The organism is Dactylosporangium cerinum (assembly GCF_042653625.1).
GTDB lineage: Bacteria > Actinomycetota > Actinomycetes > Mycobacteriales > Micromonosporaceae > Dactylosporangium > Dactylosporangium cerinum.
In genome coordinates, this window is the sequence record NZ_JBHSIU010000121.1 from 52,611 (window position 1) to 67,132 (window position 14,522).

A 14,522-nucleotide genomic window follows, 5' to 3' on the forward strand; every position below is an offset into this window, starting at 1 on the left:
GGGCCCGCCGGACGGTGCTCCGAGGGTCAGCCCAGCCGGGCCACCCACTGTTCGACGGCCTCGGCCGTGGAGCCCGAGTGCTCCTCCAGCATCGTGAAGTGGTCGCCGGGCACGTCGACCACCTCGTGCGGCAGCGGCCAGTACGCCCGCCAGTCCCGCTTGCCGTCGGGGTCGATGACGGTGCGTGGCAACGGTTCGCTGGAGCGGACCATGAGGATCGGCGCGGTGACCGGCAGCGGCACCCACTCGGCGAAGAGCCGGTTGTAGGTGCCCATCGTGGACAGCCGCGAGTCCTGCAGCTGCATGTCGAAGCGGTCCATCCGGTCCAGCACCCCACCGATCATCGCGGCGAGCCACCACTCCATGCCCAGCGCCGCGTCCATCGGATACGCGTCGATGAGCACGAGGCCCTTCACCTCCCGGCCGGTCTGCTCCAGCCGGTGGGTGACCGCGTGCGCGATGCAGCCGCCCATCGACCGGCCGACGACGACGATCGGCTCGTCGTCCGGGACGTGCCCGCGCAGCTGGTCGGCGTACAGGTCGATGAGCGTGCCGGACGAGTCGGGCAGCAGCTCGTTCTCGCCGGCGAACCCGGGCGTCGGGATGACGAACGCGGCCCGGTGATCACGGAACCGCTGGCCGAACCGGGCGTACTCGTGCGGCCCGGAGATGGCGCTCAGCGCCGGGTAGCACACCAGCGTCGGCCGGTTCGGCCCGGTCGCCACCCGGATCGGCGGCTCTGTGTGCTCCGCCCGCCGAGAGGTGGGGAACGACGAGCGCAGGTGCGAGGCGACCACGATCAGCTCCGCCGCCTGCAGGTACTTCCCGGCCGCATGCAGCTGCCCGTAGAGCGAGGTGAGCGCCGCGCCGGCCGGTGCCGGTGCGGTGGCGGCGCTGGGCGCCGTGGCCACAGTGGACAGTTCGGTCCGCAGGTACTTCGCCACCGCCGGCAGCGTCGGCTGGTCGAAGGTCAGCTGCGCCGGCAGCCGCAGCCCGGTCAGCCCCCCGAGCGCGTTGCGCAGCTCCACCGCGGTGAGCGAGTCGACGCCGAGCTCGACGAACGACGCATCCGGGCTCACCGCGTCGGCCTGCGGGAAGCCCAGCGTGGCGGCGACCTCGGCGCGGATCAGCTCCAGCAGGACCTTCTCCTGCTCATCGGTCGACAGCCCGGCCAGCCGCGCGGCCAGCGCCGACCCTGCGGTTCCGTCCGCACCGCCGGCGCCGGCGGAGCGGGCGGTGCGCCGCGGCGCCCGGACCAGGCCCCGCAGCAGCGGCGGCAGCCCGCCGGCGGCGGCGAGGGCCTGCAGCGCGGTGCGGTCCCAGGGCGCCGGCACCAGCAGCGCGTCGTCCTGCCGCAGCGCCGCGTCGAACAGCGCAAGCGCCTCCGCCTCCGGTAGCGCACGGACGCCGTTGCGGGCCATGCGGGCCCGGTCGGCGGCCCGCAGCCCGGCGGTGATGTCGCTGGCCACGTCCCAGACACCCCACGCCAGCGAGGTGCCGGCGAGGCCCGCCGAGCGACGGTGCCCGGCGAGCGCGTCGAGGTAGGCGTTGGCCGCCGCGTAGTTGCTCTGCCCGGCCCCGCCGAGGACCCCGGCGACCGAGGAGAACAGCACGAACCCGGCCAGGTCCGCCTCGCGGGTCAGCTCGTGCAGGTGCCAGGCGCCGTCGACCTTCGGCCGCAGGACGGCGTCGACCCGGTCGGCGGTGAGCGAGGCGATGGCACCGTCGTCGTTGACGCCGGCGGCGTGGATCACCGCGGTCAGCGGGTGCGCGGGGTCGACGGCGGCGAGCGCCGCCGCGGCACCGTCCCGGTCGGCGACGTCGGCCGCGACGACGGCGACCGTGGCGCCGAGACCGGCGAGTTCCGCGGTGAGGCCGTCGGTCAGGTCGGTGGAGCCGCGCCGCCCGGCGAGGAGCAGGTGCCGCACGCCGTGCCGCTCGGCCAGGTGCCGGGCGAGGAGCCCACCGAGCACGCCGGTGCCGCCGGTGATGAGAACGGTCCCGTCCGGGGCCCAGCCACGCGCCGGCGCGTCGGCCGGGGGTGCCGCGTTGACGAGGCGGGGCACGCGCGCCTGGCCGTCCCGGATCGCCAGCTGTGTCTCGCCCGCGGCGAGGGCGGCCGCGACCGCGTCCGGCAGCGCCGCGAGGGACGCCGGGCTCCCGTCGAGGTCGGCGAGCACGAACCGGCCCGGGCTCTCCACCGCCGCCGACCGCAGCAAACCCCATACCGGCGCCGCTGCCAGGGGGTCCCCTTCGGTCACCACCACGAGCGCCGCGGACTCCGCCTGCGGGACGGCCAACCACCGCTGCGCAAGGTCCAGTGCCCACCTGGCGCCCGCGCGGGCGGTGTCCAGCGGGTCGCCTGCGCCGGCCGGGGCGCGGACGAGGACGGCTGCCGGGGCGGGCTGCCCGAGCTCCAGCGCCGCGGCGAGCGCGTCGGTGTCGGCGTACCCGTCGGTCGGCACCCCGGCGTCGCGCAGCGCCGCCACGAGCGGCTCGTCGTCGCCCAGGACCGCGTACAGGGCCGCGCTGCCCGCGCCGCCACCGAGGTCGGACCAGCCGACCCGGTACAGCGACGCCCGTCCGGCCGGGTCGGCGGCGGCGATCTGCTCCACCGACATCGGGCGGGCGACGAGCGACTCGACGGAGACCACCGCGGCACCGGCGGCGTCGACCGCGGTCAGGGAGAGCCGGTCGGCCTCCGGGGTGAGCAGCCGCACCCGCAGCGTGTCGGCCCCGGCGGCGCGCAGCCGCACCCCGGTCCACGCGAACGGCAGCCGGTTGCGCCCGTCGTTGAACTCGCGCAGCCCGTCGCGGGCCGCGACGTGCACGGCGGCGTCCATGAGCGCCGGGTGGACCCCGAACCCGGCCGCGCCGGCGCGGGGCCCGTCCGGCAGGGTCACCTCCGCGAACAGCTCCGCACCGCGCCGCCACGCCGCGCGCAGCCCCTGGAACGCCGGGCCGTACTCCAGCCCGGCCGCGTGCAGCGCCTCGTACACCTCGGCGGCGTCCAGCGGCTCCGCACCCGGCGGCGGCCACGCCGCGGCGGCCCACGGCTCGACCGCCGAGGCCGCGGCACCGGCGGTCGCCAGCAGGCCGGTCGCGTTGCGGACCCAGTCGTCGCCGTCCTGGGGTCTGGTGTGGACGGTCAGCGTGCGGCGGCCGGCGCCGTCCGGCGGCCCGACCGCGACCTGCACCTGGACGGCGCCGCGGGCCGCCAGCACCAGCGGCGCCTCGACGATCAGCTCCTCGACGAGGTCCAGGCCGACCTCGTCGGCCGCCCGCAACGCCAGCTCCAGCAGCACGGTGCCGGGCACGACGACGGTGCCGCGCACGACATGGTCGGCGAGCCACGGCTGGGTGCGGGTGCCGAGCTGCCCGGTGAACAGCACGGTGCCGCCGTCGGCCGCGACCACCGCCGCGCCGAGCAGCGGGTGACCGGTCGCGGTGAGCCCGAGCGCGGCCGGGTCGGCGGCGTCCCTGGCACCGGCCGGGTCGATCCAGTACCGGGTGTGCTGGAACGGGTACGTCGGCAGGTCCACCGTTCGTTCGTCATCTTGGGAGAACACGGCCGGCCAGTCGATGTCGGCGCCGTCCTCGTGCAGCCGGCCGACGGCGGCCAGCAGCGTCGTGGGCTCGTGCCGGTCGCGCCGCAGCACCACCTCCGCCACCCGCAGGCCTGGATGCTCGGCCAGGTTCTGCTGCACCAGCGAGGTCAGCACCGGGTCGGGGCCCAGCTCCAGATAGCGGGTGACGTCGGTGGCGGCGAGGGCGGTGACGGCGTCGGCGAACCGGACCGGCTCGCGGACCTGCCGCACCCAGTAGCCCGCGTCGGTCACTTCACCGGGCTCGACCGGCCGCCCGTGCACGGTGGACACCAGCGGGAGCTGCGGCTCGCGGTAGGTGAGCCCGGCAGCGACGGCGGCGAACTCCGCCAGGACCGGGTCGACGTGCCGGGAGTGGAACGCGTGCGCGACCCGCAGCCGGTTGGTGCGCCAGCCCTTCGCGGTGAACGCCGCACCGGCCCGCAGCACCGCATCCTCGTCGCCGGACACGACGACGGCCGCGGGGGCGTTGACGGCGGCGACGTCGAGGCCCTCGCCGAGCTCGGCGAGGACGGCCCGGACGTCGGCCTCGGCCGCCGCGACGGCGAGCATCGCACCGTCCGCGGGCAGCTGCCGCATCACCCGGCCGCGGGCGGTGACGAGGGTCGCGGCGTCGGCCAGGGTCAGCACCCCGGCGACGTGCGCCGCCGCCAGCTCGCCGATCGAGTGCCCGGCCACCGCGTCGGGACGGATCCCCCACGACTCCAGCAGCCGGAACAGGGCAACCTCGACCGCGAACAGCCCGGCCTGGGCGAGGTCGGTGCGTTCCAGCCCGGTGCCGGTCTCGATCGCGGCGCGCACCGCGGGGCCGTCGCCGAGCGCGGCGATGACCGCGTCGAACGCGCTGGCGTAGGCCGGGTAGGCGGCGGACAGCTCGACGCCCATCCCCGGGCGCTGGGCACCCTGCCCGGTGAACACGAAGGCGAGCCGCCCCTGGTCGGTGGCCGGCGGCGTGTCCCGCACGGCGAACGCGTCGAGCTGCCGCACGGCCTCGTCGCGGTCGCGGGCGGTGACGACGGCCCGCCGGTCGAACACGGTCCGCGCGGTGGCCAGGGTCCGCCCGGCCACCGCCAGGTCCGGGCCGGCACCGCCACGCAACGCGTCGGCCAGCCGCGCCGCCTGCGCCTGCAGGGCCGGGCCGGTCCGCGCGGACAGCAGCAACGGCACCGCCGGCAACGACCCGCCGGCCGCGGGCGCGGAGACGTCCGGCGCCTCCTCGATGATCACGTGGGCGTTGGTCCCGCTGACCCCGAACGACGACACGCCGGCCCGCCGCGGCCGGTCCGCCCGCGGCCACGGCCGGGCGTCGGTGAGCAGCTCGATGGCGCCCGCCGACCAGTCCACGTGCGTCGACGGCGCGTCGACGTGCAGCGTCGGCGGCAGGACCTCGTGCCGCAGTGCCTCCACGATCTTGATGATGCCGGCCGCGCCCGAGGCGGCCTGGGTGTGCGCGATGTTCGACTTCACCGAGCCCAGCAGCAGCGGACGATCCGCCGGGCGGTCCTGGCCGTAGGTAGCCAGCAGCGCCTGCGCCTCGATCGGATCGCCGAGCGTGGTACCCGTACCGTGGCCCTCCACGACGTCCACATCGGACGGTGACAGGCGCGCGGCGGCGAGCGCCTGGCGGATGACGCGCTGCTGCGACGGGCCGTTCGGGGCGGTGATGCCGTTGGACGCGCCGTCGGAGTTGACCGCCGACCCGCGCAGCAGCGCCAGCACCGGATGGCCGAGCCGCCGGGCGTCGGCGAGCCGCTCGACGAGCAGCACGGCTGCGCCCTCGGCCCAGCCGACCCCGTCGGCGGCGTCGGCGAACGACTTGCACCGCCCGTCCGGCGACAGCCCCCGCTGGCGGGAGAAGTCGATGAACGCGACCGGCGAGGCCAGCAGCGTGACCCCGCCGGCGACGGCCAGGTCACACTCGTCGTTGCGCAGCGCCTGTGCCGCGAGGTGCAACGCGACCAGCGACGAGGAGCACGCCGTGTCGACGGTGACCGCCGGGCCTTCGAACCCGAACGAGTAGGCGACCCGGCCGGACACGAGACTGCCGAGCGTGGCGACGCTCAGATACCCCTCTAGCTCCGGCGGTGCGGGCAGCAGCCCGGCGGCGTACTCGCGGGCCGAGATGCCGGCGAACACCCCGGTCCGGCTGCCCCGCAGGCCGGCCGGCGCGATCCCGGCCCGTTCGAACGCCTCCCACGTGGTCTCCAGCAGCAGCCGCTGCTGCGGGTCGGTGGCCAGGGCCTCCCGCGGTGACATGCCGAAGAACTCGGCGTCGAAGCCGGCCGGGTCGGCCAGGAAGCCGCCGTGGCGCGTGTACGAGGTGCCGGTCCGGTCCGGGTCCGGGTGGTAGACGTGCTCGTCCCAGCCGCGGTCGGTCGGGAACTCCGACACCACGTCCCGGCCGTCGATGACGGCCTGCCACAGCTCCTGCGGCGAATGCAGACCGCCGGGCAGCCGGCAGGCCGCGGCCACGATCGCGATCGGCTCGTGCCGGCTGTCCTCGACCTCCCGCAGCCGCCGGCGGGCCTGCTGCGCGTCGGCCATCGCCCGTCGTAGATAGTCGCGGAGTTTGTCGTCGTCGGCCATGCTGGGTTGGTCCCTTCGCGTACGAAACAGGTCAGTGGATCTCGTTGTCGTCCAGGAGCCGGAACAGCTCCTCGTCGGAGGCGGCAGCGAGGTCGAGTTCGGCCGGCTGCTGCCGGTACCGGTCCAGCAGCGCCCGGAGCCGGGTCAGCACGGCGTCGGTGCCGAGCTCCCCACCCCCGCCGGCGAGGAGCAGCTCCAGCTGCTCCAACGTGGACCGGGCCGATCCGGACGGCTGGCCCGCCGGGCCGAGGCCGGCCGCGAGCAGACCGGCGACGTCGGCCGGGGTCGGGTGGTCGAACACGAGCGTGGCGGGCAGTTCGGCGCCGGTCGCCCGGATCAGCCGGTTGCGCAGCTCGACCGCGGTCATCGAGTCGAACCCGACGTCGCGGAACGCGGTGGCCGCCGCGACCGCGTCGGGCGTGTCCTGGCCGAGCACCGCCGCGGCCTCCCGCCGCACCAGGTCCAGCAGCGCCCGGTCCCGCTCGGCGGGCGGCAGCGCGGCCAGCCGGGACCGCAGGTCACCGCCGTCCGCCGCGGTCTGCGGCTCCGGCAGCTGCGGGGCCCGCCCGGAGGTCGCGATGCCGACCGGGTCGAGCCAGAACCGCCGGTGCTGGAACGCGTAGGTGGGCAGGTCGACCGCGACGGGTTCGAGGTCGGCGTAGGCGGGGGACAGGTCGACCGGCACCCCGCGCACGTGCAGCTCGCCGAGCGCGGTGAGCAACGCCGTCGCCTGCGGCCGGCCGGACCGCTGGGTGGCGACCGCGACCGGCCGCTGCCCGGCCTGCTCGGACTGGGTGAACACCAGCTCCGCCAGGCTGCGCAGCACCGCGTCCGGGCCGACCTCCACGAACGTCGTCGCGCCGGCCTCGACCAGACGCGTGACGGCGTCGGCGAAGCGGACCGGCTGGCGGATCTGCCGGCTCCAGTAGCCGGGGTCGGTGAGGTCGGCCTCGCCGCGGCCGGTCACCGTCGACACCAGCGGCAGCTGCGGCGGGCGCAGGTCCAGCTCCGCGACCACGGCCCGGAACTGCTCCAGGATCGGGTCCATCGCCGAGGAGTGGAACGCGTGGCTGACCCGCAGCGGCGTGCCGCGCCGGCCCTGCGCCGCGAACCGCGCGACGAGCTCCCGCACCGCCTCGGCGGTGCCGGACACCACGGTCGAGCCGGGCCCGTTGACCGCGGCCAGCTCGACGCCGTCCAGCCCGGCCAGCTCCGCCAGCACCTCACCCTCACCGGCGCGCACCGCCGCCATCGCACCGCCGCCCGGCAGCGCCTGCATCAGCCGGCCGCGGGCCGTCACCAGGGCCGCCGCGTCCGCCAGCGACAGGGTCCCGGCGACGTGCGCGGCCGCGATCTCCCCGACGGAGTGCCCGGCGACCAGGTCGGGTCGCACCCCGAACGCCTCCAGCAGCCGGTGCAACGCCACCTCGACGGCGAACAGCCCGGCCTGTGCGAGGTCGGTGCGGTCCAGCCCGGCGCCGGTGTCGACGGCCGTGCGCACCGCCGCGCCGTCGGCGAGGGCGGCGATGACCTCGTCGAACGCCTCGGCGTAGGCCGGGTAGGCGGCGTACAGCTCGCGGCCCATGCCCGGCAGCTGCGAGCCCTGCCCGGTGAACAGGAACGCGACCTTGCCGGCCGCCGGTGCGGTGCCGACCGGCACGGTGTCGGCCGGCAGGCCCGCGGCGAGCGCGTCCAGCCCCGCCAGGGCCGCGTCCCGGTCCGCGGCCACCACGACGGCCCGCTCGGCGAACACGGCCCGGTGCCGCAGCAGCGTGTGCCCGACGTCGGCGAGGTCGACATCCGGGTGGTTGCGCAGGTGCACCGCCAGCCGCCCGGCCTGGGCCCGCAACGCCGCCGGGGTCGTCCCGGACACCGGCAGCGGCAACGGCACTGCTGCCCGGGTCGGCTGGGCCCTGGGCTGGGCGCCGGCTTCCTCGATGATGACGTGGGCGTTGGTGCCGCTGACCCCGAACGACGACACCCCGGCCCGCCGCGGCCGGGCCCCTCGCGGCCACGGCCGGGCCTCGGTGAGCAGCCGCACCGCGCCGGCGGACCAGTCCACGTGCGTGGACGGCTGGTCGACGTGCAACGTGCGGGGCAGGGTGGCGTGCCGCATCGCCTGGACCATCTTGATGATCCCGGCGACCCCGGCCGCGGCCTGCGTGTGCGCGATGTTCGACTTCAGCGACCCGAGCCACAGCGGCTCGCCGGCGCCGCGGCCCTGCCCGTAGGTGGCCAGGATCGCCTGCGCCTCGATCGGGTCACCGAGGTTCGTGCCGGTGCCGTGCCCCTCCACCGCGTCCACATCGGACGGTCCGAGGCCGGCCGCGGCCAGCGCCGAGCGGATCGCCCGCTGCTGCGACGGGCCGTTCGGCGCGGTCAGCCCGTTGGACGCGCCGTCCTGATTGACGGCGGTCCCGCGCACCACCGCGAGGACCGGGTGGCCGTTGCGGCGCGCGTCGGACAGCCGCTCGACGAGCAGCAGGCTCACTCCCTCACCCCAGCCGACCCCGTCGGCGGCCTCCGCGAACGACTTCGACCGCCCGTCCGTGGACAGGCCCCGCTGCCGGGAGAAGTCCACGAAGGACGCCGGGGTGGCCATGACGGTGACCCCGCCGGCGACGGCCAGGTCGCTCTCGCCGGTGCGTAGCGACTGGATCGCCAGGTGCAGCGCCACCAGCGACGAGGAGCACGCCGTGTCGACGGTGACCGCCGGTCCTTCGAACCCGAACGTGTACGCGATGCGCCCGGTCGCGACGCTGCCAGCGCCGCCGTTGACGACGTATCCGCCGAGGTCCTCTGGCGTGTCGGCCAGCCGGGGCGCGTAGTCGTGGTACATCACCCCGGCGAACACCCCGGTGCGGCTGCCGCGCAGCGTGTCCGGGGCGATCCCGGCCTGCTCCAGGACCTCCCAGGTGGCCTCCAGCAGCAGCCGCTGCTGCGGGTCGGTCGCCAGGGCCTCCCGTGGGGAGATGCCGAAGAAGTCGGCGTCGAACAACCCGGCGTCGTGCAGGAACCCGCCGTGCCGGGTGTAGGACTTCCCGGCCCGGTCCGGGTCCGGGTCGAACAGGTCCGCCACGTCCCAGCCCCGGTCGTCGGGGAACTCGGTGACCGCGTCGACGCCGTCGGCGACGATCCGCCACAGGTCGTCCGGGGAGGTGACCCCGCCCGGCAGCCGGCACGCCATCGCGACGATCGCGATCGGGTCACCGGCCGCCGCCGGGACCGGTGCCGGTGTGGGCGCCGGCGCGGCCGTGGTGCCGGCGAGCTCGGCGGTGACCAGCGCGGCCACCGCGGCCGGGGTCGGGTGGTCGAACGTGAGCGTCGCCGGCAGCCGCAGCCCGGTCGCCGTGTCCAGGCGGTTGCGCAGCTCGACCGACGTCAGCGAGTCGATGCCGAGGTCCTTGAACGGTTTCGTGGCGCCGATCCGGGTCACGTCCGGGTGCCCGAGCACCGCGGCCGTCTCGGCCCGCACCAGCTCCAGCGCCTCCTGCCCGGCCGGTGCTGTCACGGGACGGGACGCCGGCCGCGGCTGCTTCGCCGGCACCAGGCCCCGCAGCGGCGGTGGCAGCCGGTCGGCGCGGCGCAGGGCGGCCAGGTCGAGCGGGGCGGTGACCAGGACCGGTTCGGTGCGGCCGAGCGCGGCGTCGAACATCCGCAGCGCGGTCGCGTCCGGCAGCGGCGCCAGGCCCTGCCGGGCCAGCCGCAGCCGGTCGGCGCCGGTCAGCTCGGCCGCCATCCCACCGGCCTCGGTCCACAGGCCCCAGGCCAGCGCGGTGCCGGGCAGGCCGGCGGCGCGGCGCCGCTCGGCGAGCGCGGCCAGCCCGGCGTTCGCGGCGGCGTAGGCGGCCTGCCCGGCGGTGCCGAGGACCGCGGCGGCGGAGGAGAACAGCACGAACGCCGCCAGGTCGAGGCCGCGGGTCAGCTCGTGCAGGTGCCGGGCGCCGTCGACCTTGGCCGCCAGGGCGGTCTCCAGCTGCTCCGGGCCGAGGCGGGTGAGCACCCCGTCGGCGCGGACCCCGGCCGCGTGGATGACGGCGGTCAGCGGGTGCTCGGCCGGGATCGCGGCCAGCAGCCCGGCGACCGCGGCCCGGTCGGCCACGTCGGCGGCCGTGACGGTCACCTCGGCGCCGTGCGTGGCGAGTTCGGCGACGAGGTCCGCCACGCCGGGGGTGGCCAGGCCGCGGCGCCCGGCGAGCACGAGGTGCCGCACACCGCGGGTGGTGACCAGGTGCCGGGCGAGGATCGCGCCGAGGGCGCCGGTGCCGCCGGTGACCAGGACCGTCCCGTCCGGGTCCCAAGCACCTGGCCGCGCCTCGGTGGGATGGGCGTGCACGAGGCGGGGCACCAGGATCCGGTCGCCGCGCAGGGCGAGCTGCGTCTCGCCGGCGCGGGCGGCGGCGGACAGCAGCCCGGGCGGCGGTGCCACCTGGGCGTCGATCAGCAGCACCCGGCCGGGGTGCTCGGTCTGGGCCGTGCGGACCAGCCCCCAGACGGCGGCGCCGGCCGGGTCCGGGCCCTCGCCGGCGGCGCCGGCCTGGTCCAGGATCTCGTCGGCGGTGCCTGCCGGGTCCGGGTTCCCGGTGGCGACGGCGCCCTGGGTCAGCACCGCCAGGCGTGGGCCGTCGCCGGTGAGCCGGTCCTGCAGCTGGGCCAGCACCGACGTCAGCGCGGCGCGGGTGTCCGCGGCGGCCGGCACCCGGACGAGGTGCCAGTCCTCGTCGGTGTCCGCAGGGTCCAGCGGCAGCGGTACCCACGTCGGCAGCAGCGCCGGTGGGGTGTCGTCGTCGAACCGGGGGGCCGGCCGCAGCACCAGCGACTCGACCGCGGCAACCGGCGCACCCGACGCGTCGGCGACCTGGACCGACCACCGTCCCGCCCCGGTCCGGTCCAGGCGCACCCGGATGCGGTCCCCGGCGGGCCGGTGCAGCCGGAAACCGGACCACACGTAGGGCAGCGCCGCGATGCCCGGGTCGTCGCCGGCGGCGGCGGTGGCGTGCAGGGCCGCGTCGAACAGCGCGGGGTGCAGGCCTTCGGCGGCCGGCACGGTGCCGGGCAGTTCGGCCTCGGCGTAGAACGTGTCACCGTCGCGCCAGATCCGGCGCAGCCCGCCGAACGCGGGGCCGTAGCTCAGGCCGGCCAGCGCGAGGGCCTCGGCCGGCCCGGCCGGGTCGACCGGCTCCGCACCGGCCGGCGGCCACGGCGTCAGCGCGAACCCGGGCCCGGCGGCGGCCGGTCCGACGGTGCCCGTGGCGTGCGGGGTCCAGCCGTCGTCGCCGCCTTCGGTGTCGGGGCGGGCGTGCAGCGTGACCGTGCGCCGGCCGTCGCCGGCCGGTTCGTCCAGCGTCACCTGGATCTCGACCTGGTCCCGCGCGGGCAGCCGCAGCGGGCGCTGCACGACGAGCTCCTGCACCGTGCCACCACCTGCCGCCGCGGTGACGCGGTGCACCAGCTCCAGGACGGCGGTCCCGGGCACCACGACCGACCCGTGCACGACGTGGTCGGCGAGCCAGCCCGGGTGCCGGGCGGACAGTCGCGTGGTCAGCAGCCACCGGTCGGTGCCGGCGATGCGCACCACCGACTCCGCGGGGCCGCTGCTGGTCCGTCCGGCGGTGAGCCAGTACCGCTGCCGCTGGAACGGATAGCCCGGCAGGTCGGCCAGCCGCGCGCCGGAACCGGCGAAGTACGCGGGCCAGTCGACGCCGACGCCGTGGACGGCGAGCTGCGCCGCCGCGAGCGCCACTGCCCCGGTCTCCGGCCCGGTCACCCGCAGCGCCGGGACGAGCACCGGCCCGGGCCCGTCCCGCTCGGCCGTCGTCTGCGCCGCCAGGCCGGTCAGGACCTCGCCCGGACCGACCTCGACGAGGGCCGTGGCACCGGCGTCCACCAGGTGCCCGACCGCGTCGGCGAACCGGACCGGCTGCCGCGCCTGCCGCGCCCAGTAGTCGGGGTCGGCCAGCTCGTCGGCGGTGACGGGACCGCCGGTGAGGGTGGACACGACCGTCAGCGCCGGCGTCTCGAACCGCAGCCCGGCCGCGACCGCGCGCAGCTCGTCGAGGATCGGGTCGAGCCGCGCGGAGTGGAACGCGTGGCTGACCCGCAGCCGCCGGTGCCGCCAGCCGCGGGCGGTGAACGCGTCGGCGAGCGCGGCCACGACGTCCTCGTCACCGGAGACGACCGTGGCGCGGGGCGCGTTCACCGCCGCCAGCCCGACCCCCGGCCGCCCGTCGAGCACGGCGAGGACGTCGGCCTCCGCGGCGGTGACCGCGAGCATCGCGCCGCCCTCCGGGAGGGCCTGCATGAGCCGGCCGCGGGCCGAGACGAGCGCCGCCGCATCGGGCAGCGACAGCACCCCGGCCACGTGCACCGCGGCGAGCTCGCCGACGGAGTGCCCGCTCACCAGCTCCGGGCGCACCCCCCACGACTCCAGCAGCCGGAACAGGGCGACCTCCAGCGCGAAGAGCGCCGGCTGGGCGAACCCGGTGCGGTCCAGGTGCACGCCGTCGTCGGCCGCCCGGCGGACCGTGGCCCCGTCCGGCAGCGCGTCGATGACGGCGTCGTACGCGGCGGCGTAGACCGGGAACGCGCGGTGCAGCTCGCGGCCCATTCCCGCGCGCTGCGCACCCTGCCCGGTGAACAGCGCCGCGACCCGGGGCCCGGCAACGGTTTCGGCGCGCAGCAGGCCCGGCGCGGCGCGGTCCTCGGCGAGGGCGCGCAGCGCGTCCCGGTCACCGGCGAGGACCGCGGCCCGTTCCGCGAGCCGGGCCCGGCCGGTGGCCAGGGTGAAGCCGACGTCGCGCGGGTCGAGACGGGGGCCCGCGTCGAGCAGTTGCGCGGCCCGCGCCCGCAGCGCCTCCGGAGTGGCCGCGGTCAGCAGCCACGGTGTCGCGCCGGCCCAGGGCTCTCGCGCCGCCGCCTCGGTGACCGGCTCGGCGGGCGCCTCCTCCAGCAGGACGTGGGCGTTGGTGCCGGAGATGCCGAACGCCGACACCCCGGCCCGCCGGACTCGGTCGCCCGCCGGCCACGGCCGGGCCTCGGTGAGCAACCGCACGGTCCCGGCCGACCAGTCCACGTGCGGGGTGGGCGCGTCGATGTGCAGGGTGCGGGGCAGCGTCGCGTGCCGCAGCGCGAGGACGGCCTTGGCCACCCCGGCCAGCCCGGCGGCCGCCTGGGTGTGGCCGATGTTCGACTTGATGGTGCCCAGCCACAGCGGGCCGCCGGGCCGGTCGGCGCCGTACGTGTCCAGCAGCGCCTGCGCCTCGATCGGGTCGCCGAGCCGGGTGCCGGTGCCGTGCGCCTCGAGCAGGTCCACGTCGGACGCCTCGAGGCGGGCGTCGGCCAGCGCCGCGCGGATGACCCGCTGCTGCGACGGGCCGTTCGGGGCGGTCAGGCCGTTGGACGCGCCGTCGGAGTTGACCGCCGAGCCGCGGACGACGGCCAGCACCGGATGGCCGAGGCGCCGGGCGTCGGCGAGGCGCTCGACCAGCAGCACCACACCACCCTCGGACCAGCCGACCCCGTCCGCGGCGGCCGCGAACGCCCGGGACCTCCCGTCCGGTGACAGGCCCCGCTGGCGGGAGAACTCGACGAACAGGTGCGGCGTGGCCATCACCGTCGCCCCGGCGGCGACCGCCAGGTCGCACTCCCCGGACCGTAGCGCCCGGACCGCCAGGTGCAGCGCGACCAGCGACGACGAGCACGCCGTGTCCACGGTGACGGACGGGCCCTCCCAGCCGAAGACGTAGCTGAGCCGGCCGGACAGCACGCTCGCCGCGGTCCCGGTCAGCAGGTATCCCTCGACCTCCGGCGGCACGTCCGGCAGACCCGCGGCGTAGTCCTGGCCGTTGGTGCCGGCGAAGACACCGGTGGGGCCGCCGCGCAGCGCCGCCGGGTCGAGCCCGGCACGCTCCAGGGCCTCCCAGGTGAGCTCGAGCAGCAGCCGCTGCTGCGGGTCGGTGGCGACGGACTCCCGCGGTGACAGGCCGAACAGGTCGGCGTCGAAGTCGGCGGCGCCGGTGAGGAAACCGCCGTTGCGGGTGACCGACCTGCCGGGCCTGTCGGGGTCGGGGTCGTGCAGCTCGGGGTCCCAGCCGCGGTCGGCGGGGAACTCGCCGGTGGTGTCGCGTCCCTCGGCCAGCAACCGCCACAGGTCCTCGGGGCTGTTGACACCGCCCGGGAACCGGCAGGCCAGCGCCACGATCGCGATCGGTGCGTGCCGCTCGTCGCGGGCCTGCCGCAGCCGCTGCTGGGTGTCGGTCAGCTCGCTGGTGACCCGCCGCAGGAGGTGGCGGATGCGGTCGTCGGACATGGTGGGGCCCTCTCAGCGTGCGG

General features: G+C 77.1%; 1 protein-coding gene and 1 pseudogene. Both read right to left on the reverse strand.

Features of this window, described 5'->3' with window-relative positions; translation table 11 throughout:
- Nucleotides 1–26: 26 nt before the first annotated feature.
- Nucleotides 27–6,161, reverse strand: a pseudogene (locus tag ACFPIJ_RS57065) (type I polyketide synthase); the annotation flags it as partial.
- A gap of 61 nt (nucleotides 6,162–6,222) precedes the next feature.
- Entirely contained in the window at nucleotides 6,223–14,499 is an 8,277-nt protein-coding gene (locus ACFPIJ_RS57070; protein WP_380127957.1) for an SDR family NAD(P)-dependent oxidoreductase, read from the reverse strand.
- Nucleotides 14,500–14,522 lie beyond the last annotated feature (23 nt).

Bases quoted from the DNA above. Each gene is read 5' to 3' on its own strand.
- ACFPIJ_RS57070 (WP_380127957.1), bottom strand. From the start codon at position 14,499: ATGTCCGACGACCGCATCCGCCACCTCCTGCGGCGGGTCACCAGCGAG.